This window comes from Paenibacillus sp. FSL L8-0340 (assembly GCF_038593145.1).
Classification (GTDB): domain Bacteria; phylum Bacillota; class Bacilli; order Paenibacillales; family Paenibacillaceae; genus Paenibacillus_AQ.
This window is the reverse complement of sequence record NZ_CP151967.1, coordinates 5,395,097-5,417,558: the sequence shown is the minus strand read 5'-3', so window position 1 is coordinate 5,417,558 and position 22,462 is coordinate 5,395,097. Positions and strand designations below refer to the sequence as shown.

Below are 22,462 nucleotides of genomic sequence, written 5' to 3'. Positions count from 1 at the left end.
GGGGCTGTGATGATGTAACCCCATAAGTTCAAGACAAAGGAGCTATCTATAATGAGTAAAATGGTTTCGCAATTCAAAAAACCACAGGGCTTGCTGGCCTTAGCCTTGAGTCTGATCATTCTTGGAAGTCTGATCGCCAATATGTTTAACACTTCATTTTACTCGGTGAACGTGAAAGAAATTAAATTCAAGGGTGATCATGGTACACTTTCCGGGCTGCTCTATACACCCGATGGGGCTGGTGCAGAGGATCCCAGGCCGGTAATCATAACGACACATGGCTATCTGAATACTAAAGAAATGCAGGATGCTCCGGCGATCGAAATGTCCAGACGGGGTTATATTGTCCTGGCGCTTGATATGTATGATCACGGTGATTCGCGCTGGGAAAGTGACATCCCCGTGAAGGACTTATTCGGCACCTTCTGGGTTTATTCCCAATTTGACGCGTCCAAGTACATTTTTGAACAGGATTACACCAAAAAAGATGATAAGGGTAACGCTTATGTCGCGGTCAGCGGCCATTCGATGGGCGGATTCTCCTCATTGGTAGCTATGTACATGGATGAACTGACCTCGCTACAGACCGGACAGCGCATGATTTATGCCGGGATTTCTGCGGGTGCCGATTTCTCTTACGCCTCCGCGGTTGCTCCTCAGGATCAGATTCAAGCTGCTTTTGGCAGCCGGACGGTAGGCATGATTGCGGGGAAATATGATGAGTTCTTCTTCAATAAGTCGGATGCTGAAAAGAGTGCCACCGAGAAGAAAGTACAGGGGACCGTTACGGAAAAGGATTTTGCGGCAACGATCTCGGGCAAAGGATTCCTTGGACTTGCCGCGGACAATCCGGCTGCAGAGACGGGAAAGTTCTACACTGTAGAATCTGGAGAATTGAAGCTTGAAGATAAGGTCGTTCGTCCAGCGCAGAGCGGTGAGCATATCTTATTTACACCTAGCCAGACTCACCCGTGGAACCATTTTTCCAAAACTGCAACCGCCAGCTTTATTGATTTTTATGCCCATGCCTTTAAAGGTGTGACCTCACCCAACCAGACAAACGCTGATCTTGGTTCAGGCAATCAAATCTGGTGGATGAAAGAAACGGGCAATGCTATAGCATTGGTGGGCTTCTTTCTGCTACTGGTTCCCTTGATCAGCTTGCTGCTGAAAGCTCCATTCCTGAAGCGTTCGGTCACGGCTTCCACAACCACGGTAAGCGCGCCTTCAACCGGGATGCAGAGAATCGCCTATTGGGCAGCCATTGTGTTCTCGACGTTGTTTCCGGCCATATTGTTCCCTACGTTAATGGATAAGCAAGCGGATGGACTGAATGTTCTGAGTGTAATTTCCATTATCCTGCTAATCATTTGTTTGGCCGCAGCGGCCGCAGGCTTTATTCTGGCCAACAGCCAGAAGGCGAACCCGGATGTCCGCGCCAAAATGAAAAACATAGGCATAGGAAGTGCGTTGCTGGCGGTAATTTCGCTGGGTTTGTGGATCGTCTTTGAAAAATCAAGTCGTATTCTCTCGACCAGTTCTTACTTTAACGAACCTACAACAAATCAGATTGGATATTGGGCGCTTGTCTCCGGTCTCATTATTGCCTTTATAACCTGTGCGTTCTACTATTTCTCGAAAAAGCAGGCGGGTACGAAATTCAGCAGCTATGGGATCCATCTGAACTCTATTACCATCATCGCCAGCTTGTGCACTGCCATTGCAGCTGTGTTCGTTGGTTATCTGCTGCTGTTCGCCGTGCAGGCAGTAGCTGGCACAGATTTCCGTCTTTGGACCTTTGCTGTACGTACCTTTGAAATCGAGCATTTGATCACCGGGCTTCGGTATATGCCGTTTTTCTTTATTTACTACTTTGTCAGTGTTGTTGCACTAAATGCCAATACAAGAGGGCAAAGAAGGGGATATCTGCTATCCATTATTCTGAATGTGGGCGGACTTATTCTTTGGATGGCAGCTCAATATGGCAAAGATTTCATTACGGGTGTTGCACTTTATCCAGGGCAATCCTTAAACGGTATTCTGCTGTTCGCCATGGTGCCGCTTCTCCTAATAGCTGCTGTATATGCCCGGAAGATTTTTGAGAAGACCAACAATGTGTGGCTGGCCTCCTTCTTGAACACCATTCTGTTCACCATGATTACCGCAGCGAATACGGCAATGTTCTGGAATCTGGTTTAGATCAACGCGAGACAAAATTAAAGGTGGTCCCGGGCTATTAGCGTAGCTGCGGGACTTTTTTTAAAATATAAAAATTTATATGCTTCACGCTATAAATCATCCTTCTATTTCCCGCTGAAACGGATACCGTCCTTTTGAGGACGGCGACCGTTTCTACTTGGTGTTTTAAAGAAAATGGAATGAATTTAAAGATTTTACACTGGTGTTTGGAGGATGATTTTGATAGGTTAAGCCGTAAGAACAGTTCATTACCAGCAGATTATTGTTAACGCTATCATTTTTGTCCGGAGCAGTGCCTGACACTTTGTGTAAAAGGAGACCTGAATCGCATTTATAATGGAAAGTGTAAAGCGATGAGTGAGACAAAGAGGGGGGATGATGTATATGCCCGAATATAAAAAAACCATTTTTATACGGTTTATCATGTCTTATACGATCCTGTCTGTTGTACTGATCGGCATCATGGGAGGGTATTGGTATACCCAAACCAACGGAATCATGGAGGATGAGATTGTTAAAGACAATCAGAACCGGCTGAATTCCGCTAAGGATTATATCGAACAGACAGTACTTAAGAAATACGAAGATAATCTGCAAAACAAAGCGCTCTCCATCCGGTTTATCCAGGAAAATTTCAATTTGAATCTGCTGCTCAACAAGAGCTGGGAGGGGAATTTAAGCCGTATCGCTTCCTTTCGGCAGGATCTGGATTTTTACAGGATCGAAAATGAAGGGCTCAGCAATGTCACCGTTTATTTCCCGGCCAATAATTATGTGGTGGATTCCAGTCAATTTTATATGAAGACTGAGAATTCGGAGGAAGCGGCGTTTATCTTAAAGCTGAACAGGGTGAAGCCTAAAGAATGGCTGTTCCGGACATTGGCGGATGGAAGTCAGGTCATGACCTACGTGATTAAACTGCCTTATGAGACACCGGGTGTGCCGACCATGGGGTACTTTTTTATCGATGTAGGCATGGAGTATCTTCAGACGGCGGCAGCCCAAATGCTCAGTTCTGCGGCTGACCGGCTGTATATCTTTAGCCCTTCCGGGCAGGCCGTTCTTCATACGGGGGAGTATGATGAAGCTTTAGGCGGATTGCTGAAGGAAACGATTCAAAACCGGCGGAACGGCAAACAGATCACCGAGGAGTCAGAAGGCAAAGCCGTCCTTTCGTATCTAGAGCCGGCCCATTCGGCGCATGACTGGACATATGCGATGTACCGCCCGATGAATTCTTTTGTACTTTCTTCCGAACAGTTGAAGGAAAGCCTTTTCATCAGCTGCGGGGCGGTCGTGCTATTTGGTCTTTTAATGTCATTTTTTTTCTCCAAGCAATTGTATATTCCGGTGAAAAAACTGGTAATGCAGATTAAAGGGTTGCAGTCGCCGGGTTCTGTCACGTTATGGGGCAATGAATATGCGTTTATTGGCAGCACCTTTAATTTATTGGAAGAGAAAATAGTGAATCTGGAAACACAGGCCAGAAAAAATGATTTGAAAAATCTGCTGCTCGGGGTAAACCTGGAAATGGAGGTAGAGTCCTTCATCAGGCCGGATTACAGCTATTGCACAGTTTATCTGAATAACCTTGAAGAGGGAACTGAAGGTTTTAAAAGCCAATATGAGCGGATGGACCACTGCTTGCCTAGCGTAGTTGTCGCCTTGAATGAGCAGGAAGCGGCTATTATTTATTATATTCCGCGGGCTGAGCCGGAACAGGAAAGGGTTATATTTGCCGATCTGCAGCAAACTCAGTCTTCAGAGCAAGCGTCAAGCTTCGGGGCAGCCATCGGTACGATAGTGAACAACCCGGAGGAAATCGCCGACTCCTACCAGATGGCCAAACAGGCGGACCGATATCATTTTTTATACGGGAAGGATTCCATTGTTGCCTATTCCAGTATCGTTGAGCTGAATACGGCGCCTCATCTGTTTCCTTACGATCATTTCAAAAATGCGCTGCAGGCGGGAGACGAGGATAGCGTGAACAGCTTCCTTGATCATTTTCTGCAGACTCTCCAGGAAAGCAAGCTGCAGATTGAGGCGGTGGAACTGGCCTTGCTTCAGCTGATTATGCAGTTGTATCAATCCGTAATTGAGCTTAAGCTGCAGCACTTTCTGCCGCACTCGAATATCTTTGATGAATTAAAGAAAGACACGCTCACCGGTACGGTTGAAGGGATACGGGTGCTGTCCATGCAGATTACCGAGCATCTGAAATATTCGGGTAACCATGCGCATACGGATCTGATCCGTACCCTGAAGAATTACATTGAAGACCATTTACACGAGGATTTATCCCTGCAGATCCTTTCAAAGGAAGTATCACTTGCTCCAGCTTATATTTCCACACTGTTCAGTGAGGGGACAAAGGAGTCTTTTACGGAGTATGTAACCCGGCTGCGTCTGGAAAAAGCTGCGGATCTGCTGCGTTGCCAGCCCCGCCTTTCGGTGTCGGTGATCGCCTCGCAGGTCGGGTATCGTAATCCCCAGTATTTTCACAGCAAATTTAAGACGCGTTTTGGTGTCACGCCCGTCCAATACCGGAACTCGCAGCTGGCGGCCCTCGATACCTTGTTTTTAGAGAACGAATAGTAAGAGAATGATAAGTTAAAATAAGATGATGATAGGGCTGTTGGCTGGAGCATCTGGTTATGCTTTCCAGTCAACGGCCTTTTTTTTGCCTTTAAGGGCAGAAGTGAAAGATTTTATAAAGATTCGAATGAAGTTGCAATGGAAAAAGCGCTTTCAGGACCCTAAGATGGGAATGTGGTTTGAGGGATTTTGGATTTTGGAAAGGAGCAGTCAACATGAACCCGGTGAATCGTCCGGAAATTGACGGAGGGAAGAGATTGTACCCTGCCCGGCCGTCGAGAATTGCAGCAACCTGGAGAGAGTACAAAAAATGCAGATACTTGTTTCTGCTGCTCGCTCCGGTGATGATTTGGTACGCAGTGTTTGCCTACGCCCCGATGTACGGTATTCAACTGGCTTTTAAGGATTTTAGGATTATGGATGGCATCTGGGGCAGCCCGTGGGTCGGCCTCAAACATTTCGAGTTCCTGTTCTTTCAGTCCCCTGATTTTCTGCGGATTTTGAAGAATACGGTTACGATCAGTTTTCTGCATATTGCCTTCGGCTTTCCCGCACCGATTATACTCGCGCTGCTGATCAACGAGATCCGCTCAAGCAGCTTCAAAAGGGTTGCGCAGTCGCTGACGTATCTGCCGCATTTTTTTTCCTGGGTCATTCTCTCGGGAATTCTGATCACCTTGCTGTCCCCGTCGAGCGGTGTAGTGAATTACCTGCTGCAGCTTGTAGGACTAGAGCCGATTTATTTCCTGGGCAATCCTAATTATTTCCGCTTCACGCTGGTAACCTCGGGGATATGGAAAGAAGTGGGCTGGGGGACGATCATTTATTTGGCCGCGCTCGCCGGAATACAGCCCGAAATGTACGAAGCTGCCGTCATGGACGGAGCCAGCCGCTGGAGGCAGACCCTCAGTATTACACTTCCGACGATTTTACCGGTCATTATCCTAATGTTTATTCTGCGGATTGGCAGTGTGCTGGATGCCGGATTTGATCAGATTCTTAACCTCTATTCACCTGCGACCTATAGTGTGGCAGATATTCTGGACACCTATGTTTACAGGGTTGGCTTGCAGAACTTCCAGTTCAGCCTGACGACGGCGGTCGGCTTGTTCAAGAATGTGATCGCTTTTGCTCTGGTGTTGATTACGAACTTTGTTTCTAAAAAGCTGGGACAGCAAGGCATCTTTTAAACGGAAAAACCGGATAGGAGGATAAGACAGTGAAACATAGTTTGGGTAGTACCCTTTTTCAGGCCTGTTTAATTACTTTTATGATCATCTTATGTATCGTCATGTTGTATCCATTCGTCCATATGCTCTCCATATCGTTCAGCACACCGGCGGAAGCTTTGAGACTGGGAATCCATTTGTACCCGCAGAAGGTCTCATTATTCGCCTGGGAGAAAGTGCTGGGCAATCCTGATATCTGGACGGGGTTCGGAAACACACTTTTTCGTACCGTAGTTGGCACCATTTGTTCCATCCTGTTCATGTCATTTGGTGCTTACCCGCTCTCCCGTAAATACTTGCCGCACCGCAATGTGTACACAATGATTATTGTGTTCACGATGTTTTTCAGCGGAGGGATGATTCCTTCGTATTTCCTGATCAAGTCCCTGGGACTGCTGGATTCGCGCCTGGTCTATATTATTCCTGGTCTCATCAGTACCTTCTCCATGCTCATTCTGCGCAATTTCTTTCAGGAGATTCCCGACGAGCTTGAGGATTCGGCTAAAATTGATGGTGCCAATGATCTGCGCATTCTGTTTCAGCTTGTGCTGCCGTTATCGCTGCCCGTCATTGCGACATTGTCGCTATGGTCGGCGGTGGGACATTGGAACGCCTGGTTTGACGCGGTTCTCTACATACAGGACCCCTCCAAGCAGGTGCTGCAGACCTTCCTGAGACGGGTGGTTATCACGGGAGAGAATCTCTCCCTGTTTGCGAACGATGTTAAGGGCTCTGAACTGGGTTATGGAGAGCCGATTAAAGCGGCCACCCTGATGTTCACGGCGCTGCCGATCATTATTGTCTATCCGTTCCTGCAAAAGTATTTTGTCAAAGGAACCATGGTGGGATCGCTTAAAGGTTAACCGGTGTTTGCTGAAGCTGTCTTTCACGGCGGTTTGATGAAATTATAAAATTGCTAACGATCAAAAGGGAGGCTATTAGAAATGAATAAAAAGAAGCTTGTCACCGGTATGCTGGGGCTGGCAATGTCAGTATCGCTGATTGTGAGCGGTTGCAGCAGCAATGGGAACAACAAGGCGGCTAAAGAAAACAATGCAGGAGAAGCCGCAAATGCCGGCAAAGAAGCACCGATTGAAATTACACTCGCCAACAACTGGAACAAACCGAAAGCGGACAACAATTATGTCCAGAAGTTTCTGGAGCAGAAATTTAATGTCAAGTTTAAGAATGTTACCTTTGAGACGGCAACCTGGAAAGAACAATTTAACGTAATGCTGGCCTCCGGTGAAATCCCCGACATTATATCCGTGGACGGCACTGTAGGCGATATGGTGCAATGGGCGGATCAGGGCATCCTTGCCAGCATTTCCAAAGAGGAGATTAAGCAATACATGCCTAAATATACGGCGGATGTGGAGAGCGTTGATCCCAACGCCTGGGACCCTGGCAGTTACAACGGGAAAAACTGGGGTGTGCCAAAGGTATGGGGCGAAGGTGCAACGGGCTTTGTTCCCGCCTTCAACGGACAATGGCTGAAGGCCGTAGGATACAACGAGCCGCCCAAAGATCTTACGGAGCTTGAAGATGTTCTGACCAAATTCACGAATAATGATCCTGACGGAAACGGCAAAAAAGACACGTATGGCCTAACAGGACGCGGCAAGGATGCCCAGGCACAGCTGTTCAATACAGTGTTCGCGGCTTACGGTGTAGCTCCTTACCAGTTTAAACTGGACGCCGATGGCAAAGTGACCTATGGTGCGGTTACGGAGGAAGCACGCAATGCGCTGAAGCTGCTGTATAAATGGTATAAAGCAGGGATTATCGACCCCGAGTTTATTACGGACGGCAACGGCGAAATTCAAACCAAATTCATCAGCCTGCGCACCGGACTTATCGAGACCGGAATGTGGCATCATTTATATGATGACGGTTACTTTGGCCTGGTCTCTAAGGATAAGGGCATTGAACTGGTTCCAGGGGTCCCGTTCACCGGTCCGGATGGCAAGAAATATGCCATGGCAAACGGAGCATTGCAGCCGCCGCTGTTATTCGGCGCACAGCTTGAGAAGGATGAAGCCAAACGGATCAGAATTTTGCAGATTCTTGAATATGTCACTAGCGATGATGAAGGTTATCTGACCACAGCCTTTGGAGAAAAAGGAAACTCTTATAATCTGGAAGGTGATCTGGCAGTAATTACAGAAGCGGCAACGGGAACGGAATTAATGGGTGAGTTAGGTACCGGCTTCTACAATCCTTTTGGCGGCAAGGTCAATTCGATGATGAAGCACCACTATTCCCCGGAAAAGCTTACTTACAAGGAAAAACTGACAAATGTGGAGGGACTGACGGTCCTAACCGATCTGATGCAGTCAACGGTGATGACAACAAAAGCGCAGTATGAGGCCATCCTGAATACACTTCAGGCGCAGTATTATATCAAGGCCATCTCCGGCGAATCCAATACGGATAAAGACTTTGATGATTTCCGGTCCCAGTGGCTCAATTCCGGCGGCCAGACGGAACTTGATGAAGCACAAAAGATTTATGAGGAACGCAGTAAATAAAATGAACTTATATAGATTGAACTTAAAACTTGAGGAAAGGGAGCGGAGCGACGGAGGGGAAGTTTGGAACTGGAGGAGCGATAGCGACCGCCTTTGTCTTCGGATTTCAACCGCGAACAGCAGTCTAAATCAAGAAATCCGAAGACAACAGCGGCCGGAAGTCCAAACATTCCCCGCAGTTGCGACTGACCCTTTACTCTAAACCTCTCAGTTCAATCTATATAGTGTGAGCAACGGAAGACCGGCTTAAGCGGTACACGGAGAACGTGCCCGCTTCTATGCCGGTCTCCTCATTATGCCGGAGGGAGTCTAACATCATGCAGGAAGCAAATACAGAGCTGGTAGTATATCCGGTGCCGGAAGGTGCCGCTGGAAACCCGGATTTCTCGGTGAAGGTCCGCAGGCCGCAGGGGGAATGGCAGCCCTTGTTCTGCCACAATGTGAAGGTCGATATGCATGAAGTGCGCAATGCCTCCATGGTCTCGTTTGATTGTTCCGGGCCGGTGGAACTGGAGATTGTGAAGAATGACGGGATCGTTAAGGAAGCTGTTGTACGTCCTCTATCAGCGGATATAAACTGTGAATGCGAAAGGAATGTGATACTGCTCCGGCTGGATGGCCCGCGGCAGCTATCCTTGGAAGCGGACGGGGAACGGTTCCACAACCTGCATATTTTCGCCAATCCATTGGATGAGAATATCCCGGCTATCGCCGGTTCGGAAGTGCTTACTCTGGAACCGGGAACCCATGTCACGGCAGAAATCCAGGAGACCCTGGCCAGTTTGCCTGCAGATGAGAAACCCAAGGTGGTTTATTTTGCACCCGGCATTCACCGCCTGGATTCAGCCCGGCTTGAATTACCTTCCAATACAGTGATTTATATCGCGGGCGGGGCCGTGGTTTATGGCGGTTTTATTTGCAGTCATGTCCATGATGTGCAGATTTGCGGCAGGGGGGTTCTGTATATGTCGGATTTCGAGAAGACGACCTATTACCGCGGTGTGGAAATCAGCTATTCCCGGAACATCTCCATTGAAGGCATTACGGTTATTGATCCGCCCCATTATACGGTTCTGCTGGGACAATCAGAGCGAATCGACATCCGGAATATCAAAACCTTCAGTACCCGCGGCTGGTCTGACGGCATAGATATGATGGCTTGCACGGATGTGAAGATCGACAGTGTATTTCTCCGCACCTCAGATGATTGTATCGCCATCTATGCTTCGCGCGGCGATTACCAGGGCGATACCCGCAGAGTTGCCGTTACCCGTTCGATTCTTTGGGCGGATGTTGCCCATCCGGCCAATATTGGGACGCACGGCAACCATGAAGGCAATGGGGATGTGATTGAAGATATTCTATTCCACGTTATTGATATCCTTGAACATCACGAGCCTCAGCCGGACTATTGGGGATGTCTGGCGATCAATGCGGGTGACAATAACACGGTACAGAATGTTACTTACGAGGATATACGCATTGAACCTTTTGAACTCGGAGAGTTGTTTAACGTGAGAGTGCTTCAGAACCTCAAATACAATCCAGCTCCCGGTAAGATCATCCGGAATATTCTATTCCGAAATATATGCTATTCCGGCAGCAGCACTAATCCATCCCATATAGCAGGCTATGATGAAATCCGCAGGGTAGAGAACGTGAGGTTTGAGAATGTAACGATAAATGGCAGGCTATTGGATCTTTCGCAAGATGTTGTTATCGGAGCATATGTGAGTCAAATAAAATCCTGATCTAACTACAAAAACAAGTCCATGTTTCATAGTATATACTCGTTTGATGTTATAAGCGGAAGCTTTTGGTTAACTCATCTATATTCCCATTCCGGGAAACTTCCCAAAAAGGGAAAATCTCAAACACTCCTTTTTCCCTTTTTGGGAAAGGGTGTTTTTTTGCTGCCGCCGTTCATTCGACCGGATAACCCGTCTGACAGCTATAATTCAAGGAAACCGGCCTGGAAAAATAAAAATAGAGAATCCTGCAAAGTTGGCACGAAATTTGCTCTGTATATAGGTGAAGGCCAAATCAAGAGGAGGGATTCACTTGCATATTTCAAAAGAATTGCTTGGCGGGATGTACCGGAAGATGTTGAGTATCCGGAAATTTGAAAAGACTGCATCCACCTTTTTTGCTGAAGGGAAAATACCGGGCTTTGTCCATCTGTACATCGGGGAAGAAGCAATAGCCGTCGGGGCATGCGCCAATCTGCGGGATGACGATTATATTACGAGTACCCACCGGGGGCATGGACATATCGTGGCCAAGGGCGGGAATCTGAAATATATGATGGCAGAGCTGTTCGGCAAAGAAACCGGATACTGTAAAGGCAAAGGCGGTTCTATGCATATTGCAGATGCGGAGCTGGGCATTTTGGGCGCCAACGGAATTGTTGGTGCGGGCCATCTGATTGCAACCGGGGCGGCTTGGAGCGCTCATTATAGAGGAAGCGATCAGGTCAGCGTGTGCTTTTTCGGAGATGCTTCCACGAATCAGAGCACATTTCATGAAGCGATGAATTTAGCGAGTTTATGGAAGCTGCCAGTAATTTTTATATGTGAGAACAATCTGTATGGGATATCGGTCAGCCAGGCCAGACATCAGACGATCAAGGATATTGCCAAACGTGCCGAGGGCTATTGCATGCCTTCCCTTACGGCCGACGGCAACGATGTGGTTACGGTGTATGAACATGTGCAAGAGGCGGTACAGCGGGCGAGAAATGGTGAAGGTCCTACCTTGCTGGAATTCAAAACATACAGACAGCACGGACACTTCGAAGGTGATCCGGGAGCATACCGACCGAAGGAAGAAGTAGAGGCCTGGCTGCTAAAGGACCCAATTCCCAGATTTGAGGAGTACCTTATGGAGCACAAGCTAATGACGGCAGACGAGTTGAAGCAGATCGGGGATGAGGTTGACGGGGAGATTCAGGAGGCGCTTGATTTCGCTTTTGCCAGCGATTATCCGGCTCTGGAATCTTCGGTTCAAGGTATTTATTCCGATATCGTTGAGGAGGCGCGCAGCAGATGAGAAAAATGACCTATGGTGAAGGAATCCGTGAAGGTATGCGCAGCAAAATGCTGGAGGACCCGAATGTGGTATTGCTTGGGGAGGATGTCGGGCCGTACGGAGGAACCTTCGGGGTAACGAAGGGGCTCTGGGAGCAATTCGGTGAAGAGCGGGTACGGGATACTCCGATTTCCGAAGGAATTATTGTTGGGGCTTCCGTAGGGGCAGCAGCAACAGGGCTGAGACCTGTTGCCGAGCTGATGTTCATTGACTTTCTGACCTTCGGCATGGACGGACTGGTGAATCAGGCTGCGAAGATGCGATACATGTTCGGCGGCAAAATCTCCGTGCCGCTCGTACTGCGGCTGCCGGCAGGCGGTGGAATCAGTGCGGGGGCACAGCACTCCGGATCACTGGAGGCCTGGGTGACGCATGTTCCGGGACTTAAGGTGGTCTATCCTTCCAACGCTCAGGATGCCTGGGGGATGATGCTGACTGCGATTGAAGATGACAATCCGGTGGTGTATATCGAGAGCAAGGTTCTGTATTCCAAGAAATATGAGGTGGACGACAAGGTTGCCGCGATTCCTTTTGGCGTAGCCAGCATCAAGCGGGAAGGAAGCGACGTTTCCATTATTACGTATGGCAAGCAAGTGGATGATGCGCTTAGTGCCGCAAAAGCTCTGGCGAAAGAGGGAATCGAAGCAGAGGTAATTGATCTGCGCTCGCTTTATCCGCTTGACCAGGAAGCGATCTTCGCCTCAGTCGCCAAAACTCACCGGGCGCTTGTTGTAACCGAAGAAGTGAAGCGGGGCGGGTTCGGGGGTGAACTGTCCGCCATGATCTCCGAGCTGTGTTTTGACGAGCTGGATGCTCCTGTTGTGCGAATCGGTGCACTTAATACTCCCGTCCCTTATTCTCCGGCGCTGGAAGCCTATGTGCTGCCAAATACGGATGATATTATTCAGGGCATCAAGAGCATGTTCTGATCAGGCTCAGGAAATGTCAGTAAGCAAACTTGCGGAGGTGCACAATGGCTGAACTTATCGTTATGCCCAAATTAGGGCTCACTATGACCGAGGGGACAATCTCCAATTGGCGAAAAGCTGAAGGGGACACCGTGGCCCAAGGGGAAATCCTGTTTGATGTGGAGACCGACAAAATCTCCAATGAAGTTGAAGCAAAGGTTGGCGGTGTACTGCGGAAAATCATTGTAGAGGAAGGCACTGTTGAGATCTTCCAGCCGGTTGCTGTCATAGGCAATGCCAGTGAGGATATTTCCGCTCTGCTCGGTGGGGGCGGGATGCCGGCAGTTCCCGCTCCTGAACAGGGCAGAGCTCTGGCTGATACCGGAGTAGCTACGTCAGATTCCAGTGAAACGTCGCTTCATGCTGCCGGGGGCAGAATCAAGGCTTCGCCGTATGCGAAGAAGACAGCCGGGTTGTTGTCCGTTGATCTGCAGCAGGTGAAAGGGAGCGGGCCGCAGGGCAGAATTACCGAAGGGGATGTACGTAAGTATGCCGCAGAAGGCGGCAGCAGATCCGTAGATAAATTGAAAATATCTCCAGCGGCGGCTAAGGAAGCGGCGGCGCTTGGAATTGATCTTTCCGGGCTCCATAAAGAAGGGAGAATTATGAAGGAAGACATCCGCTCCTTCGCAGCAGCCTCCAATCAGACAGCGGTACAGACCGCAGTACAGGCCGCCGTGCAGGAAGTCAAACGTGTGCCGATGAACAGCATGCGCAAAATCATCGCCAAACGAATGCTGGAAAGCCAGGCGGTTTCTCCGACTGTGACCTACAATATGAAGCTGGATACAACGGCTCTGGGTGCGCTGAGACAGCAGCTGAAGGAGACGCTCAAGGTTACTTATACAGATTTGCTGGTCAGTATTGTAGCCAGGTCCCTGCTGGAGTTTCCACTTCTGAACTGCTCCATTGAGGGAACCGAGCTTGTCATGAGAAATTATGCCAACATCGGCGTAGCCGTGGGACTGGATGAAGGACTAGTTGTTCCTGTGGTCAAGAATCCCGCGCAAAAAGGGCTGGCAGAAATATCGCAGGAAGTGAAACGGCTGGCGGCAGGAGCCAGAAATAACAGCTTGACCTCCGAGCAGATGACGGGAGGCACCTTTACCATTACCAATCTGGGAATGTATGGAATGGAGTCCTTCACACCGATTATCAATCAACCTGAGGTTGCTATTCTGGGCGTCAATGCCATAGTGAATACTCCGGTCGCAGTCAATGGAGAAGTTGTCATCCGACCCTTGATGAACATCAGCCTGACCGCTGACCATAGAGCAGTGGATGGAACGGTTGCAGCGCAATTTATGCAAAAAATCAAAGCCTATGTAGAGAAACCGGCACTGCTGCTGCTGTGAGAAGCGTATGCTTCCGAAGTCAGTTTTGCGAAGTGAAATAAGAAAGCCTAAGCTATCAAAACTTAGGTGTATGCTTCCGAAGTGAGTTTTGCGAAGTGAAATAAGAAAGCCTATGCTATCAAAACTTTTAGGAGGACAACAATGAGGATCGTTGTGCTTGGAGGCGGCCCAGGCGGATACGTGGCCGCAATTAGGGCTGCGCAGTTGGGGGCGGAAGTTACACTTGTGGAGAAGAAGGCGCTGGGAGGGACCTGCCTTAATGTCGGCTGTATACCCACCAAGGTGCTGCTTCATACCTCGGAGCTGTATACACACCTGAAGCGGGATGCCAAGGAGCTTGGTATTGAAGCGGGCGAGGTCTCAGTGAACTGGGGCCAGTTGCAGAAACACAAAGATAAGATCATCAGAATAAACACTGGAGGCATCGAGACACTGCTCAAAAAAAACAAGATTGCCAAGCTGAGCGGCTCAGGCAAATTTACAAGTAGCAGCGAACTGGAAGTGACTGCAGCCGATGGCAGTGTCCGGGCGCTGGGCTTTGACCGGGCGATTATCGCTACCGGCTCAGAGCCCTCGATCGTGCCTATTCCCGGTGCAGAACTGGAAGGGGTTATAACAAGCGATGAAGCACTATCGCTCCCTGCGGTACCGGAGCGCCTCTGCATTATTGGCGGCGGGGTAATCGGCTGTGAGTTCGCTAGTGTCTATAGCAGCTTGGGCTGCAAGGTTACGATTATCGAGATGCTGCCCGAACTGATCGCGGTCATGGACCGTGATATTGTGCAGTGCCTGCGAAAGGAATTCGCAAGCACCGGCATAGAGATGCATACAGAGACGAAAGTGGAGAGAATCGAGCAGACGGCGGCAGGATTGCGGGTAGTCACTTCCACCGGTTACGGCCATCATGTCATAGAGGCGGACAAAGTGCTGCTGTCCATTGGCCGGCGGCCGGTGACTACGGGCCTGGGACTGGAGGACATCGGGGTGGAGATTAAACGCGGTGCAATTCAGGTCAACCGGAATATGGAGACCAGCATACCGGGCATCTATGCTATCGGGGATTGCAACGGAGGAATCATGCTGGCACATGTAGCCTCCGCAGAAGGGGTTATTGCTGCGGAAGCGATTATGGGTGAGCCATCGCTGATAGATTTCAGAACGGTCCCTTCCTGTGTCTACACACGGCCCGAACTGGCATCCGTGGGAATGACGGAGGCAGAGGCCATACAGCAGGGATTTCAGGTGAAGACCGGGGTATTTCCGCTTCAGGCCAATGCCAAATCCATGATCATGGGTGAGAGCAACGGGCTGGTGAAGTATGTTGTTGACGCCGGCAATGATGAAATTCTGGGGCTGCATATTGCGGGACCGCGGGCAACGGACATCATTGTGGAAGGGGCGCTGGCTATTCGCCTTGAAGCAACGCTGGATGAGGTCGTTACCACCATTCATGCCCATCCGACAGTTGCGGAATCGTTGCACGAAGCTGCGCACGCCGTTCATAACCGTGCCATTCATCTTCACGTTTAACGTATAGCCTTCAATTCACCAGAGAGATGTCAAATACGATGAACAGACTATGCCGATCCCTTATATCCCTGCGGATTGTCATACTAAGTTCATCGTATTTGTCTTTTTTGGACGTTATGGCGATTTATAATAGAGAGAGATAATGTAAGCGTATACACGACGAGGGGTGAGCAAATGAGGCTTGCTTTGGATACTAAGCAACGAATGGGTTTGTCGCCGGGGCTGCGGCAATCCCTTGAGGTACTACAAATGGACTTGCAAGAGCTGGGGCAATATGTGGACCGGTTGTCAGAGGGAAATCCGCTGATTGAGGTTCAATATTCATTAGGCGGCAGCAGGGTCAGAAGCGGAAAGAGTACCCAGCATTTGCTGCAATATGTGGCCGGTCCCCGGCAGAATCTGCAGGATCATCTGTTGTCGCAATTAAATCTGCTCTCGCTGCCTGAGACGGAACGGTCTCTTGCGGCCTATCTGATCGGCTGCCTGGATGATAAGGGATATTTTGTTGAACGGGTAGAGGAGACGGCCGCCGGACTGGGAGTCGGCTGTCAGGATATCGAAACCGGACTGAGATTCGTTCAGTCCTTGGAGCCTTACGGAGTCGGCGCCAGGAATTTGCAGGAATGTCTGGTGCTGCAACTGGAACACACCGGCAGAATAACACCCTTATTACGGAAGCTGATTGAACGCCATCTTGAGCAGTTGGGCAGTAATCAGTTAGTCCGTGTGGCCAAAGAATTGAAGACTTCACTAAAGAGTATTAAGGAATCATGCAATGTGATTAAATCCTTGAATCCCCGCCCCGGCAATACCTTTGATCATGGGGAATCAACGGTGTACATTGTGCCGGATGTATCCGTTGTGTTGAAGAACGGCTTGTACGAAGCCGCCCCGCATCCTTTGTCGTGCCCGCAGATTACCTTTGCCGAAAGCTATCAACGTTTGTTCAGCCTGAGCGGAGACGAAGAAACACGCAACTATCTGCGGGAGAAGAACGAACAGGCCAACTGGATCATGAAATGCATCGAAGAACGAAAGGTGACTTTATGCAGCGTGGTTGGCGCCATTTTGAAGCTGCAGCGGCCTTTTTTCGAAAGAGGGCAGGATTATCTGATGCCCTTAACCCTTGGCAGAATAGCTGAAGAACTGGATCTTCATGAGTCTACGGTGAGCCGGGCGATCCGGGGCAAATATGTGCAGTGTACATGGGGAACCTTTGAGTTAAAGTATTTTTTTCCTTCCGGAATTACGGGAGAAGATACCGATTGGACACCGGATGCCTTGAAGAGAATCATCCGTGACATTATAGAGGGCGAAGATAAGCGGGCAGCCTATAGCGACCGCAAAATCACCGAGCTTCTGCTTGAGCAAGGTGCGGTCCTCTCCCGCCGGACGGTCGCCAAGTATAGGGAATCCATGCGGATTGCCTCCGCCCCGGGCAGACGTGATTATCCGATTTAAATGCTGCACGCAACGGAAAGGAGCAGTAGACATGCGAATCAGCTACGCACAATCGCTTGGGAACTGGGAACATTTCATATCCAGCGGGGAGATTGCCGCCGGGACCAAGCCGGAAATAGCCGCTTCATGGAGAAGATGCCGCCAATCCGGAGTCGATCCGATGCGCGGCAAGGGAATGCAGGTGTCAGAAGAGGAACTGGCTTCCCGCTTACTGGAGAAGAAGCAGCTTCTTTCCATTGCAGGGCCGGTCATGAACAGTATCTTTCAGATCATTAAGGATACTGTATACGCAATTGTCTTGACCGATCAGGATGGGGTGCTTCTGCACACGATGCTCAATAAGGAGCTTGAACCAGAATGTGTCAAGGTGAATTTCGTGGAAGGGGCTAAGTGGGATGAGCTCAGTGTGGGCACCAATGCGGTCGGCACTGCACTGGCTATCAATGATGAAGTTCAGGTGCTCGGCGGCGAGCATTATTGCACAACGCACCATGCTTGGACCTGCTCGGCCGCACCAATTCATGATAGCCGGGGCAACGTGATTGGCTGTCTGGATCTGTCGGGCAAGGCCGAAGATGTGCATGCCCATACGTTCGGCGTTGTGGTGTCGGCGGTCAGCAGTATCGAGAAGCAGCTGCATATGCTGGAGACGAGCCAGATGATGCATGCCGTATTTCAGTCGATGCAGGACGGGCTGCTTGTCATTGACACCGAATACCACGTACGGCATTTTAATGAAAGACTGGCCTCAATCTTTATGCTCAGCCTGCAACAGATGGAAGCTTTATGCATCAAAGAACTGCTGGAAGAGGTCGATTTGGACAGTGTATTTGCCGGTGAGAGGCATTTAAGCTACGCGGACTGTACACTTACCGTCGGCAGCAACAAGATCGATTGCATGGTGAACATTTATCCCTTCACCTTCGATGACAAGATTCTTGGCGCTTCGCTCACGATCAGGGAAGCCGGGCAGGTGCGCAAAGAGGTCAATCAATTGGCCGGCTTCAAGGCGAACTACCGGTTCGAGGAAATCATCACGGACAATTCCTATATGCAGGGACAAATTGCTTTTGCCAAGAGAATTGCGAAGACAAATTGTACTGTGCTGATCGAAGGGGAGAGCGGAACAGGAAAGGAGCTGTTTGCCCAATCCATTCATAATGCCAGCCTGCGGGCCGGAGGCCCCTTTATTGCGATTAACTGCGCGGCGCTGCCTAAAGATCTTGTGGAGAGCGAACTGTTCGGCTACGAGAAGGGCTCCTTCACGGGAGCGCTGCGGGAAGGCAATCCGGGGAAGTTCGAGCTGGCGCACGGGGGAACTATTTTTCTGGATGAAATCGGGGAACTGCCGCTGGAAATTCAGGCGAAGCTGCTCCGTGTTCTGGATAACCATAAGGTCCGCAGAATCGGCGGCAAGCATGAGCGGACGCTGGATGTAAGAGTCATAGCGGCCACCAACCGCGATTTGGTGGAGGAAGTAAGCCTGAAATCTTATCGCAGCGACCTTTATTACCGTTTGAATGTGATCAATATCAAGCTGTCACCGCTAAGGGAACGCACGGAGGATATTGCACCGCTGGCGAGACTCTTCCTGACGAAGTGCAACCGTGATCATCCCGGCCCGGCAAAGCAGTTCAGCCCCTCCTTTCTGGAAGCCTTGCAGAGCTATGAGTGGCAGGGAAATGCACGTGAGCTTCAGAATGCCGTGCAGCGGGCTTATTATGTGTGTAGCTTCGCTTGCATTACCCATCTGGATTTGCCCCCCGTAAGGATTACACCTGTGCAGCACAGCAACAGCGGTAGTGTGGCAGTGTCACAGCAGCCTGTAAGGGAGGCGTCCGGCAAAAAAATGGAGCAGATAGAGATCGAGAGTATTTGTAGTGCGCTTCAAACCTGCAGCGGCAATGTTGTGACCGCAGCCAAAATGCTGGGCATAGGGAAATCGACCATGTACCGGAAGATTACGGAGTATGGGATAAGCAAATAGGATAAATTTAAAGGATATTTTTGATACGTTCTCCTATGATGAGAATCAATTAGTCTAAGCATTTTTGTTCAGCCGACTTCATTGGATGAACTGGTTCTTCCAAGCCCGGATTTATAGTAAATCAGTATGTATTTATACAGCAGGTTGAAGCAAAGGGAGCGCCAAAGAAGGCGCTGCTCCCTTTGCTTTTTTTCGTGAATGGTATCTAGAAAAGGCTTGATAGTCGTATAGGAAACACCTAACGTTCTAGTAAGCTTTTTTTATTTTACATTGCCTTCTGAAGCTTCGATGTATTAAAAAACAAAGTGAAGAAAAACAGCACCAGAGTGGAGGGCGAAATGAATATAAGGAAATTTCCATGGAAGAAAAATGTGTTTCGAAGACTGATGGAAAGCATCCTGAGATTGCAGCAGCGGCTCAATGCGATACGGAACAGCAGCACTTACATCATTGATGTGTACGCTTACATTCAGTCGGTTCAGAAAAAGATCTCGGCTTTTGACCGTGTCCTCCTTTAATCAGGAGGAAATGGACGGGCTGAAGCTTGCGATGGATTCAACGGGATCGCAGCTCCGGGATATGAACGGCAGGCTCTTCATAAGTGCAGCCTATCCCACAACTTCACCGGGGGGCAGCAGAAAACCTCAATTCATCCTGTCTGTTGAATTTTCCAAAACAAGCTGAATGAGAACTCAAGAAAATTGTGAACTCATCCGACGAGCTGCTCATGCTGATCAATCCGGAATATATGATCTCCACAAGCGCCGGGGTCAGACCCGATCCCATGATTGCGGATATTTTGTCCAAACATTCAGAACAAAATCTGGTCAGAACGATGAACTTCGCGAATGCCCGCTATTTGGCGGTATATGCCTATTCCCCGTTTTTTGACGCAGTGCTTAGCAAATATGTTCCGGTAAACGCGGTCTTTGCGCCGCTGGACAAGTTCAAGAACTGGTTCCTGCTGCTCGCGGCGTTATCCGTGATGATTATTGTAATGTATTCTCTCTACGCTTATAAGTACATCCACAAGCCGCTGCTTTATCTGGTTAAAGCGACCTGTAGCGGTGCCTACCTGCGAGAAGCCTGCCGAGTAGAACAGCTGCTGCCAATTGGCGGCAGGCAGCGGCTCGACGTTCACATGGATGGTCTGCCGCAGCTCTGCAAGCTCATCGGCCGTATTTTCCTTCGTATAGCTGATATCATGGGTCAGCAGAATGCCTCCGGGCTTCAGTACCCGGTAATATTCGGGCGCGCTGGATTGAGGTGGTGCACATGTTGCAGGCTACCTCCAGCACCTTGCTCTCACTGCCCAGCTCCGCCTGACCCAGCAGCCAGTTGGTGGCAACCACACCGCCTGGGCGCAGACGCTTTTTTTCCAGCTTGGCAAGGAAATTATGGCCTACCACCTTCTTCATCCTCCAATCCTCACCTTCTGCTCCGGCTTGACTACAATCAGCAGCATCTGGAAGGCTTCAACGGCTTGCAGGGCATTGGGAATATTGGCCGGCATGAGGATGCTCTCATTGTGCTGCAGCAGGAACTGCTCACTGCCAATCGTGATTTGGGCTTGTCCGGACAGGATTTGAACGAGTGCATCACCGGGTGAAGAGTGCCCTCCAATCGAGGATCCTTTATCGAGAGACAACAGCGTCATTGCCAGATTAGGCCGCTGCACCAGCGTCAGGCTGCAGACCTGCTGCTCCTCAATGCCGATGATTTCTCTTAAATCCAGAACTTGCGACTGCGGAAGCTCAGGGTTTTGCACTGCGGGATCGGCTAGCTCGTCCCGGAGGGGCTTGCTTTCAATGAACTGGCACAGGGTGTCTGATTTCTACATCAGACACCCTGCGGTGTTCACGTAGGATTACGCCGCGATTATCTAGTATTTACTATGTCTTCTTTCGTAAGTTCTTGGTATAAGGTAAGTTTCTCTTCGGCGAGAGAAATCATGTAATCAATTTCTTGTCGCCTGGATTCCAGTCCCATCAGATGCTTCTCAAGGATTTCAATCCGCTTTTTTAAGGTAGGATTATAATTAGAAGGATTCTCCCCTTGTTGAATTTTATCCATTACACAGCCCTCACGAGTAAATTCCGTAATCTCCTCAAGCGATAAGCCCAATTTTTTTAGTTTATTTAGACATTGAATGTAGGAAACCTCGCTTTCTTTGTAGACACGTGCCCCTCCATTACTACGCTTGGGTTCATGTAGTACCCCGATTTTTTCATAATAACGAATTGTATAAGGAGTTAATCCCGTTTTTTCTGACACTTGACTTATTGTAAGCATCCGATTTCTGTCCCTCCTTTTTAATGCTGATATTGAAAAATATTATACAGCTTTCAGTTAACTCAAAGCCAATGTTTACAATTGCCCCTAACTTCACCCTGAAAAATCTCTTGACTTCCAGTTGACTCTAACTTGTAAGTTAACTTTACTAATTGATAAAGGGGTGTAACAATGAACAACGAATATTTCACGATTCAACAAGCATCGGAAGGTATCTGGGGTGCTATTTCGGTTCCAGGCAGCGGTTCTCTGGGGAATGCAGCAATTATTGATCTTGGGGATTTAACCGTTGTAGTGGATACAACCAACCTGCCGCATTCTGGTGCTTTGTTACGTCATACTGCTGAACAATTAACAAACAAACCGGTTAAATATGTAGTGAATACACATTTTCATGGAGATCATGTCAACGGCAATCAGGAATTTATGAAAAGCGAATTTATATCTACCGTTTGGACAAGAGATTTGCTTTCTGATATGGGTGAAGTGAATATTGATCTCATGCAGCAAAACATTCAAAAGTTAATAACTAGCCTAAATCATGTACGTTCAACGCAAAGAGATCCCCACATGCTAACTGAAATCGACTATGATCTTTCCGTACAGCGAGCCCTTTATGATGCCATCCCTTCCCTTTGCAGGGTGATACCCACGATAACTTTTGACGATAAACTCGTTATTCAAGGAACAAAGCGAACAATCGAAGTTTTATCTTATGGAGGCGGTCATTCTTTAAGTGATGCTGTTGTGTACGTTCCAGAAGAGCAAACTTTGATTGCTGGTGATTTAATATCGACTAAGACCATTCCGGTCATACCATACGGTAATCCATACGCTTGGATACGCATCCTTAAACGAATTCAAAAAGACCTCAAGGTCGATACTGTCATTCCTGGACACGGAGATGTATCTAATTCAGATCGAATCACGGATGTCATACGTTTTTTGGAGAAAACGATCACTTATGTTTCTGGAGCTGTAAAAAGCGGGAAATCAGAGTCTTATTGGCTGGAACAAGGGGTATTAAAAGGCTATGAGGATTGGCATCTGCCCCAGTATTTCAGATGGAACTTTCGCTGGCTCTTTAATAGTATGCTTGTTCAAAATAACAGATGAGACAACAAGCAACACTGTTTGCAAAATAAATATAGAAACGAGGATAAGTATGAAGTATACCTTATAATTTACACGAAGGAGGCACCCACCGGGCGGTAAAGCAGAAATA

The 22,462-nt window shown here is 48.8% G+C and carries 18 protein-coding genes and 1 pseudogene; 15 read left to right on the top strand and 4 right to left on the bottom strand.

Annotation, left to right across the window (positions count from 1 at the left end; genetic code table 11):
* Nucleotides 1–51: 51 nt before the first annotated feature.
* The 14 genes from NST07_RS24790 (at nt 52) to NST07_RS24725 (ending at nt 19,629) form a co-directional block, all read left to right on the top strand.
* Nucleotides 52–2,199, top strand: coding sequence for a hypothetical protein (locus NST07_RS24790; RefSeq protein ID WP_341379317.1), 2,148 nt, complete (start codon nt 52–54; stop codon nt 2,197–2,199).
* 384 nt (nt 2,200–2,583) lie between these two features.
* Complete coding sequence (locus NST07_RS24785; RefSeq protein ID WP_341379316.1) at nt 2,584–4,797, top strand: helix-turn-helix domain-containing protein; 2,214 nt, start codon at nt 2,584–2,586, stop codon at nt 4,795–4,797.
* 215 nt (nt 4,798–5,012) lie between these two features.
* Nucleotides 5,013–5,987 (top strand): ABC transporter permease subunit, encoded by a 975-nt coding sequence (locus NST07_RS24780; protein WP_342480329.1) that lies wholly within the window; start codon nt 5,013–5,015, stop codon nt 5,985–5,987.
* A 29-nt stretch (nt 5,988–6,016) separates the two neighbouring features.
* Complete coding sequence (locus NST07_RS24775; RefSeq protein WP_341095082.1) at nt 6,017–6,889, top strand: carbohydrate ABC transporter permease; 873 nt, start codon at nt 6,017–6,019, stop codon at nt 6,887–6,889.
* An 81-nt stretch (nt 6,890–6,970) separates the two neighbouring features.
* Nucleotides 6,971–8,557, top strand: a complete 1,587-nt coding sequence (locus NST07_RS24770) for an extracellular solute-binding protein (protein ID WP_342480328.1) — start codon at nt 6,971–6,973, stop codon at nt 8,555–8,557.
* A 317-nt stretch (nt 8,558–8,874) separates the two neighbouring features.
* A complete protein-coding gene (locus NST07_RS24765; RefSeq protein ID WP_342480327.1) occupies nt 8,875–10,308 on the top strand; it encodes a glycosyl hydrolase family 28 protein in 1,434 nt (477 codons plus the stop codon).
* A gap of 340 nt (nt 10,309–10,648) precedes the next feature.
* Nucleotides 10,649–11,605: a thiamine pyrophosphate-dependent dehydrogenase E1 component subunit alpha gene (locus NST07_RS24760; protein WP_342481973.1), complete on the top strand. Its 957-nt coding sequence runs from the start codon at nt 10,649–10,651 to the stop codon at nt 11,603–11,605.
* Entirely contained in the window at nt 11,602–12,573 is a 972-nt protein-coding gene (locus NST07_RS24755; RefSeq protein ID WP_341379314.1) for an alpha-ketoacid dehydrogenase subunit beta, read from the top strand. Before NST07_RS24760 ends, NST07_RS24755 begins: the two co-directional genes overlap by 4 nt.
* Nucleotides 12,574–12,617: 44 nt before the next feature.
* Nucleotides 12,618–13,967 (top strand): dihydrolipoamide acetyltransferase family protein, encoded by a 1,350-nt coding sequence (locus NST07_RS24750; protein WP_341095073.1) that lies wholly within the window; start codon nt 12,618–12,620, stop codon nt 13,965–13,967.
* Nucleotides 13,968–14,108: 141 nt separating this feature from the next.
* Nucleotides 14,109–15,497, top strand: a complete 1,389-nt coding sequence (lpdA, locus tag NST07_RS24745; RefSeq protein WP_342480326.1) for a dihydrolipoyl dehydrogenase — start codon at nt 14,109–14,111, stop codon at nt 15,495–15,497.
* A gap of 186 nt (nt 15,498–15,683) precedes the next feature.
* Nucleotides 15,684–16,958, top strand: a complete 1,275-nt coding sequence (gene rpoN / locus NST07_RS24740) for an RNA polymerase factor sigma-54 (protein ID WP_342480325.1) — start codon at nt 15,684–15,686, stop codon at nt 16,956–16,958.
* A 31-nt stretch (nt 16,959–16,989) separates the two neighbouring features.
* The gene (locus NST07_RS24735) at nt 16,990–18,945 is read left to right on the top strand and encodes a sigma 54-interacting transcriptional regulator (RefSeq protein WP_341379312.1); all 1,956 of its coding nucleotides are present in this window, start codon (nt 16,990–16,992) and stop codon (nt 18,943–18,945) included.
* A 338-nt stretch (nt 18,946–19,283) separates the two neighbouring features.
* A complete protein-coding gene (locus NST07_RS24730; RefSeq protein ID WP_341379311.1) occupies nt 19,284–19,463 on the top strand; it encodes a hypothetical protein in 180 nt (59 codons plus the stop codon).
* A gap of 10 nt (nt 19,464–19,473) precedes the next feature.
* Complete coding sequence (locus NST07_RS24725) at nt 19,474–19,629, top strand: hypothetical protein (protein WP_341095064.1); 156 nt, start codon at nt 19,474–19,476, stop codon at nt 19,627–19,629.
* A 292-nt stretch (nt 19,630–19,921) separates the two neighbouring features.
* Here the strand turns inward: NST07_RS24725 and NST07_RS24720 are convergent, their stop codons facing one another.
* The 4 genes and pseudogenes from NST07_RS24720 to NST07_RS24705 all read right to left on the bottom strand — a co-directional run bounded on the left by NST07_RS24720 (nt 19,922) and on the right by NST07_RS24705 (nt 21,237).
* Nucleotides 19,922–20,086: a hypothetical protein gene (locus NST07_RS24720; RefSeq protein ID WP_341097839.1), complete on the bottom strand. Its 165-nt coding sequence runs from the start codon at nt 20,084–20,086 to the stop codon at nt 19,922–19,924.
* Nucleotides 20,087–20,143: 57 nt separating this feature from the next.
* Nucleotides 20,144–20,363: pseudogene (locus NST07_RS24715) on the bottom strand (hypothetical protein); the annotation flags it as partial.
* Entirely contained in the window at nt 20,360–20,713 is a 354-nt protein-coding gene (locus tag NST07_RS24710; RefSeq protein ID WP_341095063.1) for a cupin domain-containing protein, read from the bottom strand. The gene NST07_RS24710 and the pseudogene NST07_RS24715, both read right to left, overlap by 4 nt.
* Before the next feature lie 110 nt (nt 20,714–20,823).
* Nucleotides 20,824–21,237, bottom strand: coding sequence for a MerR family transcriptional regulator (locus tag NST07_RS24705; RefSeq protein WP_039310460.1), 414 nt, complete (start codon nt 21,235–21,237; stop codon nt 20,824–20,826).
* A gap of 171 nt (nt 21,238–21,408) precedes the next feature.
* Between NST07_RS24705 and NST07_RS24700 the strand changes: the two genes are divergently transcribed.
* Nucleotides 21,409–22,353: an MBL fold metallo-hydrolase gene (locus tag NST07_RS24700; RefSeq protein ID WP_342480324.1), complete on the top strand. Its 945-nt coding sequence runs from the start codon at nt 21,409–21,411 to the stop codon at nt 22,351–22,353.
* The last annotated feature ends 109 nt before the right edge of the window (nt 22,354–22,462 follow it).

Bases quoted from the DNA above. Each gene is read 5' to 3' on its own strand.
- NST07_RS24790 (WP_341379317.1), top strand. From the start codon at position 52: ATGAGTAAAATGGTTTCGCAATTCAAAAAACCACAGGGCTTGCTGGCC.
- NST07_RS24785 (WP_341379316.1), top strand. From the start codon at position 2,584: ATGCCCGAATATAAAAAAACCATTTTTATACGGTTTATCATGTCTTAT.
- NST07_RS24780 (WP_342480329.1), top strand. From the start codon at position 5,013: ATGAACCCGGTGAATCGTCCGGAAATTGACGGAGGGAAGAGATTGTAC.
- NST07_RS24770 (WP_342480328.1), top strand. From the start codon at position 6,971: ATGAATAAAAAGAAGCTTGTCACCGGTATGCTGGGGCTGGCAATGTCA.
- NST07_RS24765 (WP_342480327.1), top strand. From the start codon at position 8,875: ATGCAGGAAGCAAATACAGAGCTGGTAGTATATCCGGTGCCGGAAGGT.
- NST07_RS24760 (WP_342481973.1), top strand. From the start codon at position 10,649: ATGTACCGGAAGATGTTGAGTATCCGGAAATTTGAAAAGACTGCATCC.
- NST07_RS24755 (WP_341379314.1), top strand. From the start codon at position 11,602: ATGAGAAAAATGACCTATGGTGAAGGAATCCGTGAAGGTATGCGCAGC.
- NST07_RS24750 (WP_341095073.1), top strand. From the start codon at position 12,618: ATGGCTGAACTTATCGTTATGCCCAAATTAGGGCTCACTATGACCGAG.
- lpdA (WP_342480326.1), top strand. From the start codon at position 14,109: ATGAGGATCGTTGTGCTTGGAGGCGGCCCAGGCGGATACGTGGCCGCA.
- NST07_RS24735 (WP_341379312.1), top strand. From the start codon at position 16,990: ATGCGAATCAGCTACGCACAATCGCTTGGGAACTGGGAACATTTCATA.
- NST07_RS24730 (WP_341379311.1), top strand. From the start codon at position 19,284: ATGAATATAAGGAAATTTCCATGGAAGAAAAATGTGTTTCGAAGACTG.
- NST07_RS24725 (WP_341095064.1), top strand. From the start codon at position 19,474: ATGGACGGGCTGAAGCTTGCGATGGATTCAACGGGATCGCAGCTCCGG.
- NST07_RS24705 (WP_039310460.1), bottom strand. From the start codon at position 21,237: ATGCTTACAATAAGTCAAGTGTCAGAAAAAACGGGATTAACTCCTTAT.
- NST07_RS24700 (WP_342480324.1), top strand. From the start codon at position 21,409: ATGAACAACGAATATTTCACGATTCAACAAGCATCGGAAGGTATCTGG.